Source organism: Undibacterium sp. Xuan67W (assembly GCF_049340165.1).
Classification (GTDB): Bacteria; Pseudomonadota; Gammaproteobacteria; order Burkholderiales; family Burkholderiaceae_D; genus Undibacterium.
This window is the reverse complement of sequence record NZ_JBMPPN010000020.1, coordinates 1-19,569: the sequence shown is the minus strand read 5'-3', so window position 1 is coordinate 19,569 and position 19,569 is coordinate 1. Positions and strand designations below refer to the sequence as shown.

18 protein-coding genes and 3 pseudogenes are annotated in these 19,569 nt (G+C 53.5%); 8 read left to right on the top strand and 13 right to left on the bottom strand.

From position 1 onward, the window contains the following. Window positions 1–52: 52 nt before the first annotated feature. A pseudogene (locus ACO0LE_RS16125) lies at window positions 53–121 on the bottom strand (hypothetical protein); the annotation flags it as partial. A 249-nt stretch (window positions 122–370) separates the two neighbouring features. On the opposite strand from ACO0LE_RS16125, the gene ACO0LE_RS16120 reads away from it, so the two are divergent. Both ACO0LE_RS16120 and ACO0LE_RS16115 read left to right on the top strand, forming a co-directional pair. Then, on the top strand, window positions 371–529 hold the full coding sequence (locus ACO0LE_RS16120) for a hypothetical protein (RefSeq protein ID WP_422961413.1): 159 nt from the start codon (window positions 371–373) through the stop codon (window positions 527–529). Window positions 530–714: 185 nt separating this feature from the next. Next, a complete protein-coding gene (locus ACO0LE_RS16115) occupies window positions 715–867 on the top strand; it encodes a hypothetical protein (RefSeq protein WP_422961364.1) in 153 nt (50 codons plus the stop codon). A gap of 288 nt (window positions 868–1,155) precedes the next feature. On the opposite strand, the gene ACO0LE_RS16110 is transcribed toward ACO0LE_RS16115, so the two are convergent. The 5 genes and pseudogenes from ACO0LE_RS16110 to ACO0LE_RS16090 form a co-directional block, all read right to left on the bottom strand. Then, complete coding sequence (locus ACO0LE_RS16110) at window positions 1,156–1,494, bottom strand: hypothetical protein (RefSeq protein ID WP_422961363.1); 339 nt, start codon at window positions 1,492–1,494, stop codon at window positions 1,156–1,158. A gap of 42 nt (window positions 1,495–1,536) precedes the next feature. After that, a pseudogene (locus ACO0LE_RS16105) lies at window positions 1,537–2,139 on the bottom strand (RHS repeat-associated core domain-containing protein); the annotation flags it as partial. A gap of 921 nt (window positions 2,140–3,060) precedes the next feature. Then, a complete protein-coding gene (locus ACO0LE_RS16100) occupies window positions 3,061–3,243 on the bottom strand; it encodes a DUF7706 family protein (RefSeq protein WP_422961361.1) in 183 nt (60 codons plus the stop codon). Beyond that, window positions 3,243–4,385 (bottom strand): site-specific tyrosine recombinase XerC, encoded by a 1,143-nt coding sequence (gene xerC, locus ACO0LE_RS16095; protein ID WP_422961360.1) that lies wholly within the window; start codon window positions 4,383–4,385, stop codon window positions 3,243–3,245. The genes ACO0LE_RS16100 and xerC (ACO0LE_RS16095) overlap by 1 nt, the downstream gene beginning before the upstream one ends. A gap of 4 nt (window positions 4,386–4,389) precedes the next feature. Further along, window positions 4,390–7,473: a CHC2 zinc finger domain-containing protein gene (locus ACO0LE_RS16090; protein WP_422961359.1), complete on the bottom strand. Its 3,084-nt coding sequence runs from the start codon at window positions 7,471–7,473 to the stop codon at window positions 4,390–4,392. A gap of 104 nt (window positions 7,474–7,577) precedes the next feature. Between ACO0LE_RS16090 and ACO0LE_RS16085 the strand changes: the two genes are divergently transcribed. From ACO0LE_RS16085 to ACO0LE_RS16075, 3 genes are all read left to right on the top strand, one after another. Beyond that, window positions 7,578–8,009 (top strand): helix-turn-helix domain-containing protein, encoded by a 432-nt coding sequence (locus tag ACO0LE_RS16085; RefSeq protein WP_422961358.1) that lies wholly within the window; start codon window positions 7,578–7,580, stop codon window positions 8,007–8,009. Then, entirely contained in the window at window positions 8,006–8,632 is a 627-nt protein-coding gene (locus tag ACO0LE_RS16080) for an ORF6N domain-containing protein (RefSeq protein WP_422961357.1), read from the top strand. The genes ACO0LE_RS16085 and ACO0LE_RS16080 overlap by 4 nt, the downstream gene beginning before the upstream one ends. Window positions 8,633–8,725: 93 nt before the next feature. Further along, window positions 8,726–8,983, top strand: coding sequence for a hypothetical protein (locus ACO0LE_RS16075; RefSeq protein ID WP_422961356.1), 258 nt, complete (start codon window positions 8,726–8,728; stop codon window positions 8,981–8,983). 223 nt (window positions 8,984–9,206) lie between these two features. Here ACO0LE_RS16075 and ACO0LE_RS16070 read toward each other — a convergent pair whose 3' ends face one another. The 5 genes and pseudogenes from ACO0LE_RS16070 to ACO0LE_RS16050 form a co-directional block, all read right to left on the bottom strand. Next, window positions 9,207–9,695 (bottom strand): hypothetical protein, encoded by a 489-nt coding sequence (locus ACO0LE_RS16070; RefSeq protein WP_422961362.1) that lies wholly within the window; start codon window positions 9,693–9,695, stop codon window positions 9,207–9,209. Window positions 9,696–9,697: 2 nt separating this feature from the next. Then, window positions 9,698–10,228, bottom strand: a pseudogene (locus tag ACO0LE_RS16065) (RHS repeat-associated core domain-containing protein); the annotation flags it as partial. Between the two features lie 921 nt (window positions 10,229–11,149). Then, window positions 11,150–11,332: a DUF7706 family protein gene (locus ACO0LE_RS16060; RefSeq protein WP_422961361.1), complete on the bottom strand. Its 183-nt coding sequence runs from the start codon at window positions 11,330–11,332 to the stop codon at window positions 11,150–11,152. Next, the gene (xerC, locus tag ACO0LE_RS16055; protein ID WP_422961360.1) at window positions 11,332–12,474 is read right to left on the bottom strand and encodes a site-specific tyrosine recombinase XerC; all 1,143 of its coding nucleotides are present in this window, start codon (window positions 12,472–12,474) and stop codon (window positions 11,332–11,334) included. The genes ACO0LE_RS16060 and xerC (ACO0LE_RS16055) overlap by 1 nt, the downstream gene beginning before the upstream one ends. A 4-nt stretch (window positions 12,475–12,478) precedes the next feature. Beyond that, the gene (locus ACO0LE_RS16050; RefSeq protein WP_422961359.1) at window positions 12,479–15,562 is read right to left on the bottom strand and encodes a CHC2 zinc finger domain-containing protein; all 3,084 of its coding nucleotides are present in this window, start codon (window positions 15,560–15,562) and stop codon (window positions 12,479–12,481) included. 104 nt (window positions 15,563–15,666) lie between these two features. On the opposite strand from ACO0LE_RS16050, the gene ACO0LE_RS16045 reads away from it, so the two are divergent. From ACO0LE_RS16045 to ACO0LE_RS16035, 3 genes are all read left to right on the top strand, one after another. Next, window positions 15,667–16,098: a helix-turn-helix domain-containing protein gene (locus tag ACO0LE_RS16045; protein ID WP_422961358.1), complete on the top strand. Its 432-nt coding sequence runs from the start codon at window positions 15,667–15,669 to the stop codon at window positions 16,096–16,098. Beyond that, window positions 16,095–16,721: an ORF6N domain-containing protein gene (locus tag ACO0LE_RS16040; protein ID WP_422961357.1), complete on the top strand. Its 627-nt coding sequence runs from the start codon at window positions 16,095–16,097 to the stop codon at window positions 16,719–16,721. The genes ACO0LE_RS16045 and ACO0LE_RS16040 overlap by 4 nt, the downstream gene beginning before the upstream one ends. Before the next feature lie 93 nt (window positions 16,722–16,814). Beyond that, on the top strand, window positions 16,815–17,072 hold the full coding sequence (locus tag ACO0LE_RS16035) for a hypothetical protein (protein ID WP_422961356.1): 258 nt from the start codon (window positions 16,815–16,817) through the stop codon (window positions 17,070–17,072). A gap of 221 nt (window positions 17,073–17,293) precedes the next feature. Here ACO0LE_RS16035 and ACO0LE_RS16030 read toward each other — a convergent pair whose 3' ends face one another. Both ACO0LE_RS16030 and ACO0LE_RS16025 read right to left on the bottom strand, forming a co-directional pair. Continuing rightward, window positions 17,294–17,701, bottom strand: a complete 408-nt coding sequence (locus tag ACO0LE_RS16030; RefSeq protein ID WP_422961355.1) for a DUF4279 domain-containing protein — start codon at window positions 17,699–17,701, stop codon at window positions 17,294–17,296. Window positions 17,702–17,755: 54 nt separating this feature from the next. Next, window positions 17,756–19,549, bottom strand: a complete 1,794-nt coding sequence (locus ACO0LE_RS16025) for an Ig-like domain-containing protein (protein WP_422961412.1) — start codon at window positions 19,547–19,549, stop codon at window positions 17,756–17,758. Between the last annotated feature and the right edge of the window lie 20 nt (window positions 19,550–19,569).

The following is a 19,569-nucleotide window of genomic DNA, read 5'->3' as shown; positions in this document are numbered from 1 at the left end:
GGCTGTAGCTGCCTGCGGCGACATTGCTCCAGCTGGTGTTGTACGGTGCTTGCGTGAGTGTGGCGATGGTGAGGGTCGTGCCGCTGCTGTTGTCTTTGCTGTAGAAGTCGACTTTGGCAATGCTGCCGTCACTATCGCTGGCAGTGGCGGCGAGCAGAATCGTGCGGGGGCGGCGGCATTGGCCGGATTGGCGGTCAGGCTGATGCTGGGGGCGCTGTTGTTGATGACGCTGAGGCTGACGGGACTGCTGGTGGTGATGTTGCCTTGAGCGTCAGTAACTTTGGCGGTGAGGCTGTAGGTACCGGCGGCAGCGCTATGCAAGGAACGCATATTGACGCAGGCAGCTTTGCCTGAGCAGGTCGGCTGTCATGTGACGATGATTCGTCGCTATGCGGCAGACCAAACACAACCCACTTTGGAAGTGATTCGCAAACTCGCTGTTGCGTTAGGCGTGAGGCAGATGCGCTTGTCTTTGAGGAGCACGAACGTGACCCGGATGATGAGCTGCGCTTGCAGTTTGAGGCGCTAAGTCAGTTCACGCCAGAGGAGAAAGCCATTGTGCGCGTGCTGCTGGAATCCCTGATTCTGAAACACGATGCCAACCGAATCCGGGTTACCGGAGGGAGTGGCTTTTTTGTTTTATAAAAGAGAGAGTAATCTTAAACGCTGAGTTCGAGGTAAACCTTTACGCTTGTCATTTGGCATCGCTGGAATATGACACATTCCATACGGCGCAATTGCTTCGCATTGTCGCCCTACGCAGAGATTGCACCTTACGGAGTTAGTATCGGTGCTACCGACAGGGTTGGTGATGGTTTTAAGACGACCACAGTCGGTATAGGTGGCGCTGAGTTTGCCATCGGCTAGCAGACTAGACAGGTTGTAACTCATGGTTTTTGCCGGTAGCGGGCTGTTGCTGAGCTGCTTGCAGATCCCAGTTATAAAAAATCCAAAACACCTCTTTCCAAGGCGCATATCCCATGTGACTCGTGAGCCAGTGTGCTTCAAAAAGCGCATGGAATATGCGTGTTGGCGGGGTGCCTAGACAGATTTCTTATGGTGCAATCGCTACGCGTTGACGCCTTACGCAAAGATTGCGGCCTACCGCGTTAATCATCCTCGTGGGCACAAAGGCTGTGCCCACGTTACCTTGCTTTATTTCTCACGTTTTGCAAATCCGATTACCGTTGTTCCATCAGTGAGAATAATGGTAGAAGCAAGACCATTATCTGTTTCGGAACTAAAAAAATCCCCAGAAACGTTAAATGATGGGACGTCCTCTTTTTCAGATTCAATGGTCATAACGATAGATCCATCATTTTTTACATAAGCAGTAAATTTCGCATAAATTTCAACGGTACCGTCGGACTCATCTAGATAACACATGCATCCTAATAGATTTGCATTAGTTGTTTCAAGATGCGCTTTTCCATTTGTTGTAATCCAACGTCCGTTGCAATCGACAGTCATAAACCAATGCCAATTCATTTCCATATTTTTTCGTTCCGTATAGCTTTCAAATTCAACTTTTAAACTTTAAATACATTCATATCCAGGCTTTGCTCCACATTGTTTAGCCATTTCATCTTCATGCTTATTTTGCTCATTATATTGTTTAACCATCTCATGAATATCCATAAAAGTTCCAGCCCACCCAAGTACGCCAAGTACTTTGAGTCCGGGAATTTTACATAATGAGATGCCTTTAATATTCGCTTTTCCTTTCGGAGGTGCAGCGCCACGTCGCCTCATTTGATCTAATGCTTCACCACGAATACGATTCCTTACTTCATCTGGGATTCCAGCCGGCTCTCCGACATGTCCATGCTTATTAAACCATTCATTTTGATTGTACATGCCAACTTCATTTCCTTTTGGATCAAACACGTGAATTTCCCAAATGTCTGTGTTAGGAACCGCATCAACTCGACCAGTATATCCACCTCCAAAATTAACATTAGCTAAACCAAACGAATCAATGCTACTGATTGGATTCCCCCCGACATACCCATAAGTATTAATCCCGCCACCCAAACCAATCGGATCACTTTGTACGTACCTCCCTGTTGTCGGCTCATAATCCCTAAAGTAGTTGTAGTGTGTTTGCCCCGACACAGTTTTATCGTAGGTGCAACCATTTTCTCTATACCTATCAAGGCTTTGCGCGACGTGTAAGAAGACCGTTTCCCCTTTTGAAGCAAATTTTTTCTAGACACGTATTTTGGCTTGCGCGCACGCGTGATGGCAAGGGTTTTTTCTTTCGCTGCTGGCTGGGGTTGGTTTTTAGCGTGCAGTTTTACCCACCTGACTACCGGCGAAGCGCGGCGGCATGCGAGGCACGAGCACGCACCGTAACCCTGATCTGTTTTTTGTTTGCCGTTGATCTGTGCTGGCGGAACGCGAGCACAGTGACTGAGTTGTGAGCACGGCGACGGGCTGTTGTGGCCGTGCGTTTTGTTCTTGCGTGCCACCTGACTACTGGCGAAGCACAGCAGCAAGCGAGGCACGAGCACGCGCCAATAACCCTGACTAATTCCTTGCGCATCGAAGCGCACACCTATAGCCTGGCAGACATGCAGGGGCGTAAGACATAACGCCTCATTACGCGAAGTCGTCACACCAAGTGAAGCAACGCGTAACGACTGGGATGATTTTGCGTAATGCCGCGTTATGTTGAATTGCGCAGCAATTTACCCCGGAATGGCTGTGCCTTTGCGTAGCTGTCTTCTGACTGCCGGCGCAGCGCGGGCGCAAGCGACGCAGGAGCGCGCTTCTTCATTCTGACCAGCTTGTTTGTGCGCCGGAGCCGTCACCGTCGATCACGGTTGGCGCTAGCTTGGCGCAGTGCTTGCCCCGTGTACCTGCTCAGCTCGTCTGCACGGCTTGCAAGGAGTGTGACAAGCGGTTTACGTGCGGTGTTTTGCGTATCCGATTTCATAAATTCAAATGAGAACACGCACTATCCATGCACCCTACAAGCCATTTATGCTTGTGAAGGCGCATCGACATTGCGTGGCCGTTTTTAAATATTGCGCATTCATGAGCATGAACGATCGCTATTTAACGCGGCGCATAGCCCTGTTCTGCTAATGCGACGCGTATTTTTTCAGCGGCGTTTTGCATGTCATACGCTTCTTGCTCACTGGCGGCACGTTGCCGGTAATCGTCGTAACCGGCGCGTTTTAAAAATTCCGCGAATGCCCACGCCAAATCATTGGGTAAGTCTACGTCGATGTGCAACATCATGCTTCTCCTTTGGTTTCTGCGCTTGTTTCTTCATTTGCTTCCGCTTCTAGTGCGCTTAGCAGCGTTTTCTCATCGTGCACCTCACTACCCGCCACCTCACCACTTTGATCGCCGCCAAGACGCTGCAATCGCGCCGGATGGGTTAAGGCATGCACGGCTTTCAATTTGCCAATCGCGACATGGGTATAAATCTGCGTCGTCGAGAGTTCGGCATGTCCGAGGATGGCCTGGATGTAGCGGATGTCGGCTCCGTTTTCCAGCATGTGGGTGGCGCACGCATGCCGGAAGGCGTGACAGCCGCCGCTGTTCAATCCGGCGTATTTCATGTGCAGCTTGACCATGTCGGAGAGGCGGTTCTTTTCAAAGGCTTCACCGTAGTCGGTGATGAACAGATGCTGCTGCTCTTGGGCTGGTACAAATTGCGGCCGCACTTCCTGCACATAGCGTGTGACCCAGGCGCAGGCGCGTGCACCTATGGGGATGAGGCGGTCTTTACGCCCTTTACCCTGCCGCACCATCAGGGTGCCGCGTTCGGTGTCGATGTCGTACAGACTTAAATGGATCAGTTCAGCACGGCGGATGCCGCTGCTGTAGAGGGTTTCGAGTATCGCCCGGTTGCGGATGCCGGAAGGCGTTTCGATGTCGGCTTGATTGAGGATGCTGTCGATCTCGGCCACGCTCATTAAATGCTTGGGCAATTGGCGTGGTGGTTTCGGCAAGACCAGATCAGACGCGGGATTGTGCAGGATGTGGTTGTCGCGGGCTAGCCATTTGAAGAAGGCGACCAGTGGATGCAAACGGGTGGCCTGGGTATTGAATGAGAGCGGCTGGCCGTTGCTCTTGCGGTAGTGATACAGATGGCTTTGGTAGCGTTGCAGGATAGGCCGGGTGATGTCTTGCGGTTGCTGCAGGCTGCGCTCATCACACCAGAGGATGAAACCATCCAAGGCTTGCTTGCGGATCTTGGCGGTTTGCTCTGACAGGCCGGTGACCAGCGTCCATTCGAGGAAGACGTTTTGGTAGGCGCGCAAGTGGTTGGCGCTTGCTGGATCGGGTGCCTGGGGACGTGCTGGCGATTGCGGTTTTTTACGCAATGCGCGCTGTTTCTGGCGGATGCCGCGCTCGCCTTTCTGTGCCATGACCTTAGCCTGCTAGTGCTGCACTGGCAGCTAAGGGAAACGTTGCGGACTGCTGGTACGACGGGATTTGTTCGTTTGCTGATAGGAGCTGCATTTCTGTCTTGGAACCCTTCATTTCTTCGCTTGCCCGCATGCTTGCTAGCGCTTGCGCCGATTCGTCACTGCGCGAACACCCCGCATCAGGGGCGCGTTGACCCCGCGATGGGGGCGCGAACTCCCTTGTTTTACCCCGCGAACTGTTCATCGTAGATGCAGTGCTTGCGTTTGTGTTTGTGCTTGCACTGATCGCCAATTCCAGACTGGCGATATCAATCAAGCCTGGCACAAAGGCTTGCGCATCACTGCCCGCGCCGTCATACAGCAGTTCATACTCAAAGCTTTGTCCACGCTGGCCGCGATGCACCAGTAGATATTCCATCTGCACCAGGCGCTCTAAGTGCAGGCGCAGTTGCGTATCCGACAGGCCGGTAGCGTCCCTTGCTGCCTTGCGCGAGAAACGCAGATCGGCACGCGCCAGACTCTTGCTTGCACATTCGGCACTGACGTACTGGTGGATCAGTTTGAGTAAACGCCTGGTCTGCGGCGGTAATTCATCCAGGCTTCTGCCCAGCACTTCATGCGCAATCTGGTTGGCCAGGGCTATGTCACTTAAATTCACTTCGACGTAGGCCACCTCCTGGCCGTTGCGTGTCGATGTCTTCACTTCGCGCTGGTGTTGGTGCAGGAAGCTGATGGTGTCGATTAGGGTCAGGTACTTTTCATGATCGCGCCGCAGGCGTGTGGTCTGGTCTGGGAAGCTGAGGAATTGGGCGTAAGGATTGAGGACTTCTAGCGGTATCAATAGGCGCTGGGCGTTCTGATGCAGGGTGATCAGCGCTTCCTTTTCTCGTTTGGCCAGCATGCCATCCAGCGTGCGCTTTTGTCGTTGCAACTGGTGGATGGCGCGGGTCTGGTCGCGGCTTTCATCGACGGCCAAGACTAAACAGCGATTGAGCAGTTCTTCATCGAGGTCGCGTGCGGTGGTGGTGAGCAGCAAGGCGACCGGGCCTTCTACGCGATACGGTTGCGTCACCAGGTTGCCTGTCACCGGGTCTTTGCCGGTGCTGGCCATGGTGAGCTCACCTTCGGATTGCAAGAGCTTTAAGGCGTAGCTGGCGCGGCTGGCGCCTTCCTCTTCGACGATCGCTAAGACCTTGTGCTTGAGATTGGTTTCGCCCATGTAGAACAGGCTCTGCCCGGTCATGGCGCTGTATTTGATTTTATCTTCCTTGGGCACGAAGGCTAAGACCGTATCCATCAGGCTGGTTTTCCCTGCCGCACTCGACGATTGAATCACGACACCGAGAGGACGCTCCAGCTTGCGCGAGATGCAGGCCAGATAGCCGACTAGCTTGTTGGTTTCTTCGCCGATTAAACCGCAGGTGGCGTAGTCCGCTAGCAGGCGGGTGACCAGATCGGGGGCGCGGAGTAAGGCCAGTGCGGCGGCGCGTTCTGCGGCGTCCATCGTCACCGCTTCCGGCTCTTTGGGTTTTAGTGCTGCTTGTATCTGCTGGTCTTGCAGGGCTTCCAGTGTCAGCAGTACGCGCCCCAGATCGGTCTTGATCGTATTCTCTGGTACGCGCAATTCTATTGCCGCTTGCGTGATGTAGCTGTGTCTGGCGCGGGCGTTGTACAGGTCTAGCGTATCGACGTGGAAGGCATCGCCGATGGAGGTCAGCAGATTGATTTTAAGCAGCTCATGCGCGAGATTTTTAGCCAGGCCGCGCACGCGGTAACGCCGTTCCGCAAAGGCGAGGATGATTTCATTGTCGCGTACTTCGGCCTCCAGATTGGCGCTGGGGGCTGGCGGCAAGGCCGCTGCGGGTAAGGCTGTGGCTGGTGGCGTAAGCACTAGCTCAGCGGCTAAAGAAATAAGCGGTGCGACTGCTGCGCTGGCCGTTGGTTCTATTGCTACCGACGAAGCCAGACGTTCGGGCGCAACACCATTCCCGAGCCACGCCGCCTGACGAATTAAATTCCCTAAACTCTTAGCCGCTGGCTGCACCTTTAAGGCGTAGTCATTGGCGTCCATGCCTTTGGGGAAGTGGATGCGGTAGCAGGCGATTCCCTCGGCCAGCAGGCGTTCCGCCAATTTAGTGGCCGCACGCTCGCCCGCTTCGTCGCGGTCATAGGCAATCAAGATGCGTTCGATATTATTTTCTTTAAACGCGGCCAAGTGATCTTCAGTAAAACCTTCGGTGCCATAGCTGGCGGTGACGTTGCGGTAACCGGCACACCAGAACGTCATGGCGTCAATCAGGGCTTCGCACAGGATGATTTCTTTACTTGCCGCCAGTGCCTGAACATTGAATACGCCGCGATGCGCACCGGGTAAATACAAATGTGCAGGCGTGCCTTTGCGCAGGTCGTCGCGGATCTTGCGTCCGTAGATTTCTGTGACCTTGCCGGTTGCATCGATGATCGGCACCACTAGCGAGCCGTTGAAATGCTCGTGGCCGCTTTCACGATAGATGCCCAGCTTTTCTAATCGGCTGCGGATCTCGGCACCGGCAATGCGGGTTTTGGCGGGCAGGCGTAAGCCCAGGCTGCGGTTGGCGTAGCCGAGCTGGAAATGCGCGATTAATTCGGGATGGTGTAAGCCACGTGCCTGCAGGTAGGTCAGCGCTTCGGGTGAGGCCAGCAAGGTCTGGTGGTAGTAGCCCACAGTTTGATTGAGTAAGGCGCAGTCGTCAGCATCAAAGGCGACCGGTGCGGGCAAGCTGCGCACTGTCGTGCGTTTGACCGGCTCTTTGGATTCAGCAGCTAAAGCAGGATCGGTAAGCAGCAGTTCCACCGCATGCCTAAAACTGATGCCGCGCAGTTGCATGACCCAGGCAATCGGGTCGCCAGCGGCACCGCAGCCAAAGCAGTGCCACAGGTTCTTGGCGGGCGTGACCACCAGCGAGGCCGTGGCATCGTCATGGAACGGGCACAGGCCGACCTTGTCTTTGCCGGACTTCTTGAGGGCGATGCCGGCGGACTCGACCAGGCGTTCTACCGAAACTTCATTTTTTAGCCGCTCGATTTCTGTTTCTGGTATCCGTGCCATAAATCCGCCTTTTGCTAAAAACCTGTCAAGATCAATATTGTGTACTTTGTTAGTATACTATACTATACCAATATCGAAACGCAAGAAATCAAGGGGGTAACATCGTGGCCTATTTAAATTACTGGTTATCTGCCATGAGTTTCTCTGAACGAATTGTTTCCCTACGCAAGCAACAGAGCTTAACGCAGCAAGGCTTGTCGGATGCGACGGGAACGCATGTGCAACAAATCAAACGCTACGAGGCCGGTACATCGCAACCTACTGCCGATGCACTTAAGAAGCTGGCGTTGGCACTGCACGTAACCACAGATTTTTTATTGTTTGAGGAAGGCGAGCGCGAACCTGAAGACGATTTGAAGTTGCGCTTTGAGGCGATTGCCGCCATGCCTGCCGAAGATCAGGATGTGGCGATGGCGGTACTTGATGCCATGATCGTCAAGAGTCAAGTTTCCGGGACGCTGGCGCGTATGGCGAAACCAGCGACTAAGATAGCAAGCTCAACAAAGAAACCACCACGCGAACAGGTGAAGGCATGAGCAGTAAGACCAGCGTCACGCAAACAAAGAATTTGTCGACCGGAACGATTGCCAAGCATATTGTGGTGTTGCGCGATCAGAAGGTGTTACTCGATACCGATTTGGCAGCACTGTATGGCGTAACAACCAGTAGCCTGGGGCAAGCCGTTAAACGTAATCTGGATCGGTTTCCCGAAGATTTTATGTTTCAGCTAGATGCTGCCGAATGGGAATCTTTGAGATCACAAATTGTGATCTCAAACACCGGGCGTGGTGGTCGGCGTTATGCGCCGTATGCGTTTACCGAACAAGGCGTGGCGATGCTGTCCTCTGTATTGAATAGCCCGCAAGCGATTGCCGTCAATATCGAGATCATGCGCGCCTTTGTGCGCTTGCGGGAAGTGATCGTCTCGAACAAGGAATTGGCGCAGCGTCTCGATGAGCTGGAGAATAAGGCCGATTTGATGGAGTTGAAACACGATACCTTTGAGCACAATACCCGTGTGCAGTTAAAGCAGGTGTTCGAGGCGATCCGCGAATTGATGACGCCGCCGGAATCAGCACCGCTGAAGAAACGCTCGATTGGTTTTGTGGAGCAGGACGAGACGCGGGGCAAACCTAAAGCGGCTAAAGCAAAAAAATAAACCTCTTTTTTAGCTGCTAAAAAAAGAAGCCACTCGCATCCGGGTTACCGGAGGGAGTGGCTTTTTTGTTTTTAAATATAAAGAAATGTTGGAATGTTAGAACTGACCCTAGTTTTGTCGAACAAAGACCTGGCGCAGCGTCTCGATGAGCTGGAGAATAAGGCCGATTTGATGGAGTTGAAACACGATACCTTTGAGCACAATACCCGCGTGCAGTTGAAGCAGGTGTTCGAGGCGATCCGTGAATTGATGACACCGCCGGAACCAGCACCGGTGAAGAAACGCTCGATTGGTTTTGTGGAGCAGGACGAGCAACCGGGCAAACCGAGAGCGGCTAAAGCAAAAAAATAAACCTCCTTTTTTAGCCGCTAAATAAAGAAGCCACCCGCATCCGGGTTATCGGAGGGAGTGGCTTTTTTATTTTATAAAAGAAGAAGTATTTTAAAACCTGAGTTCACGGCGAAGCTTGAGGCCGGTCATTTTACGGCCTGAAATGTTGGGCTTCGCTTCGCTCTGCGCCAACCTACTTTAGTCCGGGCTACGCTTGCTGAAAGACCTGATCCTGGCCTTCTTCTTAGTCTTGTTCGATTAAAAAGACGTTTGCATTGAGTGTTTCGATAAGTGCATCTCTACCCGCTAAATTGGGCTGAGATTTACAATCAATTATTCTCACTCTGTAATAAGCACAATCTTTTACATTGTAGCCATCCCAATCAAAGAACCCAATCAATGCAAAATCCACATCGGACAAGCGTATAGTTTTTATAGGATCATCCCAATATCCACAGGCTGGTACTGACCTATTAATCATGACGGGCACTTCTGTAAGAAGGCTGATGGGAACTACTTTGAAATCAGTAAAAGGCTCATTCGTTGCCTTTTTCTCAAATTCAATTCCGAGCGGTTCGCACACCAATGCCCTAAAAATTAAATCGTCGATCTCCTCAAACAACTCCAGGCATACGCCGAAGCGCAATGGTTCATCAAGTGAGGAGAACGCCGAGTTCCAAAGGTGCCTAACTGCCTCCCGATATGAGGCTACTTCAGTTTTGATATTTCTCATATTTACCAGCTTTCTTTGCGTGCTCTACAAGTGCAATCTGGTGCCTGATGGTATTGCCATTGATGCGTGTGAAAGCCGCCCGTTGAACCATGTGCATCACCCTGATGGATAAAAGGGGGAGGATTTGGTGGACAAGGATTGCACTTTCCATCGCAGTCCTTTCCAGGATTGTGATCGGCTGGGCGTCCTTCAGCACCGGTTCCTTGTGATCGAGCGTCTTTTGGAGGGTTAATCAAATCCCACATCCAGTCCGGCAATGTCCAGGTCGGTAATGATGGGCTAGGTGATGGAGGTGCCGGCCAAAATGGATCAATACTAGGACCAGGTGTTCTTGGGCCAGGAATAATAATGACCTGCAACCCGTTCGGGTCAATATTGAAAATTGGATTCCCACCCACATAGGCATATGTGTTCAAGCCCCCGCGCAACCCAATCGGATCGCTCTCGATGTACCTCCCTGTTGTCGGCTCATAATCCCTAAAGTAGTTGTAGTGTGTTTGCCCCGACACAGTTTTATCGTAGGTGCAACCATTTTCTCTATACCTATCAAGGCTTTGCGCGACGTGTAAGAAGACCGTTTCCCCTTTTGAAGCAAATTTTTTCTAGACACGTATTTTGGCTTGCGCGCACGCGTGATGGCAAGGGTTTTTTCTTTCGCTGCTGGCTGGGGTTGGTTTTTAGCGTGCAGTTTTACCCACCTGACTACCGGCGAAGCGCGGCGGCATGCGAGGCACGAGCACGCACCGTAACCCTGATCTGTTTTTTGTTTGCCGTTGATCTGTGCTGGCGGAACGCGAGCACAGTGACTGAGTTGTGAGCACGGCGACGGGCTGTTGTGGCCGTGCGTTTTGTTCTTGCGTGCCACCTGACTACTGGCGAAGCACAGCAGCAAGCGAGGCACGAGCACGCGCCAATAACCCTGACTAATTCCTTGCGCATCGAAGCGCACACCTATAGCCTGGCAGACATGCAGGGGCGTAAGACATAACGCCTCATTACGCGAAGTCGTCACACCAAGTGAAGCAACGCGTAACGACTGGGATGATTTTGCGTAATGCCGCGTTATGTTGAATTGCGCAGCAATTTACCCCGGAATGGCTGTGCCTTTGCGTAGCTGTCTTCTGACTGCCGGCGCAGCGCGGGCGCAAGCGACGCAGGAGCGCGCTTCTTCATTCTGACCAGCTTGTTTGTGCGCCGGAGCCGTCACCGTCGATCACGGTTGGCGCTAGCTTGGCGCAGTGCTTGCCCCGTGTACCTGCTCAGCTCGTCTGCACGGCTTGCAAGGAGTGTGACAAGCGGTTTACGTGCGGTGTTTTGCGTATCCGATTTCATAAATTCAAATGAGAACACGCACTATCCATGCACCCTACAAGCCATTTATGCTTGTGAAGGCGCATCGACATTGCGTGGCCGTTTTTAAATATTGCGCATTCATGAGCATGAACGATCGCTATTTAACGCGGCGCATAGCCCTGTTCTGCTAATGCGACGCGTATTTTTTCAGCGGCGTTTTGCATGTCATACGCTTCTTGCTCACTGGCGGCACGTTGCCGGTAATCGTCGTAACCGGCGCGTTTTAAAAATTCCGCGAATGCCCACGCCAAATCATTGGGTAAGTCTACGTCGATGTGCAACATCATGCTTCTCCTTTGGTTTCTGCGCTTGTTTCTTCATTTGCTTCCGCTTCTAGTGCGCTTAGCAGCGTTTTCTCATCGTGCACCTCACTACCCGCCACCTCACCACTTTGATCGCCGCCAAGACGCTGCAATCGCGCCGGATGGGTTAAGGCATGCACGGCTTTCAATTTGCCAATCGCGACATGGGTATAAATCTGCGTCGTCGAGAGTTCGGCATGTCCGAGGATGGCCTGGATGTAGCGGATGTCGGCTCCGTTTTCCAGCATGTGGGTGGCGCACGCATGCCGGAAGGCGTGACAGCCGCCGCTGTTCAATCCGGCGTATTTCATGTGCAGCTTGACCATGTCGGAGAGGCGGTTCTTTTCAAAGGCTTCACCGTAGTCGGTGATGAACAGATGCTGCTGCTCTTGGGCTGGTACAAATTGCGGCCGCACTTCCTGCACATAGCGTGTGACCCAGGCGCAGGCGCGTGCACCTATGGGGATGAGGCGGTCTTTACGCCCTTTACCCTGCCGCACCATCAGGGTGCCGCGTTCGGTGTCGATGTCGTACAGACTTAAATGGATCAGTTCAGCACGGCGGATGCCGCTGCTGTAGAGGGTTTCGAGTATCGCCCGGTTGCGGATGCCGGAAGGCGTTTCGATGTCGGCTTGATTGAGGATGCTGTCGATCTCGGCCACGCTCATTAAATGCTTGGGCAATTGGCGTGGTGGTTTCGGCAAGACCAGATCAGACGCGGGATTGTGCAGGATGTGGTTGTCGCGGGCTAGCCATTTGAAGAAGGCGACCAGTGGATGCAAACGGGTGGCCTGGGTATTGAATGAGAGCGGCTGGCCGTTGCTCTTGCGGTAGTGATACAGATGGCTTTGGTAGCGTTGCAGGATAGGCCGGGTGATGTCTTGCGGTTGCTGCAGGCTGCGCTCATCACACCAGAGGATGAAACCATCCAAGGCTTGCTTGCGGATCTTGGCGGTTTGCTCTGACAGGCCGGTGACCAGCGTCCATTCGAGGAAGACGTTTTGGTAGGCGCGCAAGTGGTTGGCGCTTGCTGGATCGGGTGCCTGGGGACGTGCTGGCGATTGCGGTTTTTTACGCAATGCGCGCTGTTTCTGGCGGATGCCGCGCTCGCCTTTCTGTGCCATGACCTTAGCCTGCTAGTGCTGCACTGGCAGCTAAGGGAAACGTTGCGGACTGCTGGTACGACGGGATTTGTTCGTTTGCTGATAGGAGCTGCATTTCTGTCTTGGAACCCTTCATTTCTTCGCTTGCCCGCATGCTTGCTAGCGCTTGCGCCGATTCGTCACTGCGCGAACACCCCGCATCAGGGGCGCGTTGACCCCGCGATGGGGGCGCGAACTCCCTTGTTTTACCCCGCGAACTGTTCATCGTAGATGCAGTGCTTGCGTTTGTGTTTGTGCTTGCACTGATCGCCAATTCCAGACTGGCGATATCAATCAAGCCTGGCACAAAGGCTTGCGCATCACTGCCCGCGCCGTCATACAGCAGTTCATACTCAAAGCTTTGTCCACGCTGGCCGCGATGCACCAGTAGATATTCCATCTGCACCAGGCGCTCTAAGTGCAGGCGCAGTTGCGTATCCGACAGGCCGGTAGCGTCCCTTGCTGCCTTGCGCGAGAAACGCAGATCGGCACGCGCCAGACTCTTGCTTGCACATTCGGCACTGACGTACTGGTGGATCAGTTTGAGTAAACGCCTGGTCTGCGGCGGTAATTCATCCAGGCTTCTGCCCAGCACTTCATGCGCAATCTGGTTGGCCAGGGCTATGTCACTTAAATTCACTTCGACGTAGGCCACCTCCTGGCCGTTGCGTGTCGATGTCTTCACTTCGCGCTGGTGTTGGTGCAGGAAGCTGATGGTGTCGATTAGGGTCAGGTACTTTTCATGATCGCGCCGCAGGCGTGTGGTCTGGTCTGGGAAGCTGAGGAATTGGGCGTAAGGATTGAGGACTTCTAGCGGTATCAATAGGCGCTGGGCGTTCTGATGCAGGGTGATCAGCGCTTCCTTTTCTCGTTTGGCCAGCATGCCATCCAGCGTGCGCTTTTGTCGTTGCAACTGGTGGATGGCGCGGGTCTGGTCGCGGCTTTCATCGACGGCCAAGACTAAACAGCGATTGAGCAGTTCTTCATCGAGGTCGCGTGCGGTGGTGGTGAGCAGCAAGGCGACCGGGCCTTCTACGCGATACGGTTGCGTCACCAGGTTGCCTGTCACCGGGTCTTTGCCGGTGCTGGCCATGGTGAGCTCACCTTCGGATTGCAAGAGCTTTAAGGCGTAGCTGGCGCGGCTGGCGCCTTCCTCTTCGACGATCGCTAAGACCTTGTGCTTGAGATTGGTTTCGCCCATGTAGAACAGGCTCTGCCCGGTCATGGCGCTGTATTTGATTTTATCTTCCTTGGGCACGAAGGCTAAGACCGTATCCATCAGGCTGGTTTTCCCTGCCGCACTCGACGATTGAATCACGACACCGAGAGGACGCTCCAGCTTGCGCGAGATGCAGGCCAGATAGCCGACTAGCTTGTTGGTTTCTTCGCCGATTAAACCGCAGGTGGCGTAGTCCGCTAGCAGGCGGGTGACCAGATCGGGGGCGCGGAGTAAGGCCAGTGCGGCGGCGCGTTCTGCGGCGTCCATCGTCACCGCTTCCGGCTCTTTGGGTTTTAGTGCTGCTTGTATCTGCTGGTCTTGCAGGGCTTCCAGTGTCAGCAGTACGCGCCCCAGATCGGTCTTGATCGTATTCTCTGGTACGCGCAATTCTATTGCCGCTTGCGTGATGTAGCTGTGTCTGGCGCGGGCGTTGTACAGGTCTAGCGTATCGACGTGGAAGGCATCGCCGATGGAGGTCAGCAGATTGATTTTAAGCAGCTCATGCGCGAGATTTTTAGCCAGGCCGCGCACGCGGTAACGCCGTTCCGCAAAGGCGAGGATGATTTCATTGTCGCGTACTTCGGCCTCCAGATTGGCGCTGGGGGCTGGCGGCAAGGCCGCTGCGGGTAAGGCTGTGGCTGGTGGCGTAAGCACTAGCTCAGCGGCTAAAGAAATAAGCGGTGCGACTGCTGCGCTGGCCGTTGGTTCTATTGCTACCGACGAAGCCAGACGTTCGGGCGCAACACCATTCCCGAGCCACGCCGCCTGACGAATTAAATTCCCTAAACTCTTAGCCGCTGGCTGCACCTTTAAGGCGTAGTCATTGGCGTCCATGCCTTTGGGGAAGTGGATGCGGTAGCAGGCGATTCCCTCGGCCAGCAGGCGTTCCGCCAATTTAGTGGCCGCACGCTCGCCCGCTTCGTCGCGGTCATAGGCAATCAAGATGCGTTCGATATTATTTTCTTTAAACGCGGCCAAGTGATCTTCAGTAAAACCTTCGGTGCCATAGCTGGCGGTGACGTTGCGGTAACCGGCACACCAGAACGTCATGGCGTCAATCAGGGCTTCGCACAGGATGATTTCTTTACTTGCCGCCAGTGCCTGAACATTGAATACGCCGCGATGCGCACCGGGTAAATACAAATGTGCAGGCGTGCCTTTGCGCAGGTCGTCGCGGATCTTGCGTCCGTAGATTTCTGTGACCTTGCCGGTTGCATCGATGATCGGCACCACTAGCGAGCCGTTGAAATGCTCGTGGCCGCTTTCACGATAGATGCCCAGCTTTTCTAATCGGCTGCGGATCTCGGCACCGGCAATGCGGGTTTTGGCGGGCAGGCGTAAGCCCAGGCTGCGGTTGGCGTAGCCGAGCTGGAAATGCGCGATTAATTCGGGATGGTGTAAGCCACGTGCCTGCAGGTAGGTCAGCGCTTCGGGTGAGGCCAGCAAGGTCTGGTGGTAGTAGCCCACAGTTTGATTGAGTAAGGCGCAGTCGTCAGCATCAAAGGCGACCGGTGCGGGCAAGCTGCGCACTGTCGTGCGTTTGACCGGCTCTTTGGATTCAGCAGCTAAAGCAGGATCGGTAAGCAGCAGTTCCACCGCATGCCTAAAACTGATGCCGCGCAGTTGCATGACCCAGGCAATCGGGTCGCCAGCGGCACCGCAGCCAAAGCAGTGCCACAGGTTCTTGGCGGGCGTGACCACCAGCGAGGCCGTGGCATCGTCATGGAACGGGCACAGGCCGACCTTGTCTTTGCCGGACTTCTTGAGGGCGATGCCGGCGGACTCGACCAGGCGTTCTACCGAAACTTCATTTTTTAGCCGCTCGATTTCTGTTTCTGGTATCCGTGCCATAAATCCGCCTTTTGCTAAAAACCTGTCAAGATCAATATTGTGTACTTTGTTAGTATACTATACTATACCAATATCGAAACGCAAGAAATCAAGGGGGTAACATCGTGGCCTATTTAAATTACTGGTTATCTGCCATGAGTTTCTCTGAACGAATTGTTTCCCTACGCAAGCAACAGAGCTTAACGCAGCAAGGCTTGTCGGATGCGACGGGAACGCATGTGCAACAAATCAAACGCTACGAGGCCGGTACATCGCAACCTACTGCCGATGCACTTAAGAAGCTGGCGTTGGCACTGCACGTAACCACAGATTTTTTATTGTTTGAGGAAGGCGAGCGCGAACCTGAAGACGATTTGAAGTTGCGCTTTGAGGCGATTGCCGCCATGCCTGCCGAAGATCAGGATGTGGCGATGGCGGTACTTGATGCCATGATCGTCAAGAGTCAAGTTTCCGGGACGCTGGCGCGTATGGCGAAACCAGCGACTAAGATAGCAAGCTCAACAAAGAAACCACCACGCGAACAGGTGAAGGCATGAGCAGTAAGACCAGCGTCACGCAAACAAAGAATTTGTCGACCGGAACGATTGCCAAGCATATTGTGGTGTTGCGCGATCAGAAGGTGTTACTCGATACCGATTTGGCAGCACTGTATGGCGTAACAACCAGTAGCCTGGGGCAAGCCGTTAAACGTAATCTGGATCGGTTTCCCGAAGATTTTATGTTTCAGCTAGATGCTGCCGAATGGGAATCTTTGAGATCACAAATTGTGATCTCAAACACCGGGCGTGGTGGTCGGCGTTATGCGCCGTATGCGTTTACCGAACAAGGCGTGGCGATGCTGTCCTCTGTATTGAATAGCCCGCAAGCGATTGCCGTCAATATCGAGATCATGCGCGCCTTTGTGCGCTTGCGGGAAGTGATCGTCTCGAACAAGGAATTGGCGCAGCGTCTCGATGAGCTGGAGAATAAGGCCGATTTGATGGAGTTGAAACACGATACCTTTGAGCACAATACCCGTGTGCAGTTAAAGCAGGTGTTCGAGGCGATCCGCGAATTGATGACGCCGCCGGAATCAGCACCGCTGAAGAAACGCTCGATTGGTTTTGTGGAGCAGGACGAGACGCGGGGCAAACCTAAAGCGGCTAAAGCAAAAAAATAAACCTCTTTTTTAGCTGCTAAAAAAAGAAGCCACTCGCATCCGGGTTACCGGAGGGAGTGGCTTTTTTGTTTTTAAATATAAAGAAATGTTGGAATGTTAGAACTGACCCTAGTTTTGTCGAACAAAGACCTGGCGCAGCGTCTCGATGAGCTGGAGAATAAGGCCGATTTGATGGAGTTGAAACACGATACCTTTGAGCACAATACCCGCGTGCAGTTGAAGCAGGTGTTCGAGGCGATCCGTGAATTGATGACACCGCCGGAACCAGCACCGGTGAAGAAACGCTCGATTGGTTTTGTGGAGCAGGACGAGCAACCGGGCAAACCGAGAGCGGCTAAAGCAAAAAAATAAACCTCCTTTTTTAGCCGCTAAATAAAGAAGCCACCCGCATCCGGGTTATCGGAGGGAGTGGCTTTTTTATTTTATAAAAGAAGAAGTATTTTAAAACCTGAGTTCGAGGTAATCCTTTACGCCTGTCATTTGGCATCGCTGAAATATGAAACATTCCATACGGCGCAATTGCTTCGCATTGTCGCCTTACGCGAAGATTGCGCCTTACCGGGTTACGCTTGCTATGCCTGTTCGTCGGAAAAATAATTGTCGATGGTAAGGGGAATTCCGTAGCTACCTATCTCAACCAGTAAATCCGGAGACAGTGTAGGGCCACCATCAAAGCTGGCTTGGAAATGACCGCACCACCAAAGGCCATCAAACTGATGGGCAAGCGCAACGATTTCAGACTTTCTGGGATTCAGAATTTTTAGAAGAAATTCAAAGCCATCCTCCAGACATGTCCACTCAGGCTGGAATCCAACCTCCCCTTGTCCGTTGAATCCCCAATACGGGCGTCGCTTCCTTTTGATTGCCTGGATTTGCGATTGACTCAGGCTACCGCTTGGCTGCAAATTCAAGCAAGCTGAAATCTCAGACGGATCCAACTGGTCCCCATAGAAGCTCAGCTCTATCGTGTACTTATGCATTTTTCATATCCTGATTTTCTTGCCGCTAAAGTTAACTATTTTTTATGTTCATAGCTACCATTGAGGAGTGAAAAAATACAAACACACTAACGTTAAAATCATTAAACCAGTCATAGGATTTTTGACAGGCTTTAGAACTTTTTGTTTGCAATCTTCACCGCAGATCGGTGCAGCAGGAGCGGGCGGAGGCGGAGGCATGTTATCGCATTTACCTCCCTTCGGACTGCCACGGCTTACCCATTCAGCATAGGCTTCCTCGATTTCTTCCTGGCCCGCATCTGCGTTACCCGGTTGTTTCCAGCACTGAGGATTATGAAACCACCGCTGAAATTCACGGTTGTTTCGACCGTACCACTTATCACCTTTGTGCAAACCGCGTGGATCAAAGAAAGAAACTGGATTCCCCTCAACATAGGCATAAGTATTGATACCGCCTTCTAATCCAACAGGATCAGATTCCACATACCTACCAGCCGCCGGATCATAATCCCTAAAGTAGTTATAGTGCAGCCCAGTCTCTTTATCAAAGTACTGCCCCGGGAAGCGCAGATTAAAACTAAAGTTATTCGCCACCCCCGTGTTCTGCGGATTCTCATTGGCTACCGTCTCCCCAAACGGCGCACTGTCCCAGCGCCATACTTGTGCGCCGGTACTGTCTGTAATCACTCTGGGCGTGTTCAGATGGTCACTCTGGATATCATACACTTTCGGGACATGCGCAGTGACCGTCACCGGCACACTGGTGGAGGTGGTACTGGCGCCCAGATTGTCGGTGGCTTTGGCACTAAGGCTGTAGCTGCCTGCGGCGACATTGCTCCAGCTGGTGTTGTACGGTGCTTGCGTGAGTGTGGCGATGGTGAGGGTCGTGCCGCTGCTGTTGTCTTTGCTGTAGAAGTCGACTTTGGCAATGCTACCATCACTGTCGCTGGCAGTGGCGGCGAGCAGGATTGTTGCGGGGGCGGCGGCATTGGCCGGATTGGCGGTCAGGCTGATGCTGGGGGCGCTGTTGTTGATGACGCTGAGGCTGACGGGACTGCTGGTGGTGATGTTGCCTTGAGCGTCAGTAACTTTGGCGGTGAGGCTGTAGATGCCGGCGGTGACATTGCTCCAGGTGGCGCTGTAAGGGGCGGTGTTGACGGCGGCGGTGGCGACTAAGGTGGTGCCTTGGTAGTACTGGACTTTGCTGATGGTGTTACCTGTTCCCACGGCAGCGGCATTGGCAGTGAAGCTGACGGTGGCTGGGGCGATCAGGCTGGCGTTGTTTTGCGGTGTGCTGAGACTGGCCGTCGGGGGTGTGGTACTCGCTTTGACCTGGAAACTGACGGGGCTGCTGGTTTGGGTGAGTCCCTGGCTGTCGGTGACTTTGGCGGTCAGGCTGTAGGCGCCAGTGGCGGCATTGGTCCAGTTGTAACTATAGGGGGCGGTGGTGGCACTGCCTAGTAAGGTGGTGCCGTTGTAGAACTCGACTTTGCTCAGGGTGGTGCCGGATTTGCTGGTGCTGGCGGTGGCACTGAGAGTGACCGGGTTGCCCACGGTGATGCTACTGTTGTTGGCCGGGGCGGTCAGACTGGTGGTGAGCGGGTTGCTGACGGTGAGTGTGACGGGACTGCTGGTGGTGACGCCGCCCAGATTGTCGGTGGCTTTGGCGGTCAGCGTGTATGTCCCTGGTACGACATTGGCCCAGCTGTAACTGTAGGGGGCGGTGGTGTCGCTGTTGAGGAGCGTTGTGCCGTTGTAGAACTCGACTTTGCTAATACTGCCGCCGGTGTCACTGGCGCTGGCGCTCAGGGTGACGGTGGCTTTGCCGGCGACACTGCTGTTGGCGGCCGGCGCGGTGAGGCTGACCACGGGCGGGTTGTTGACGATGA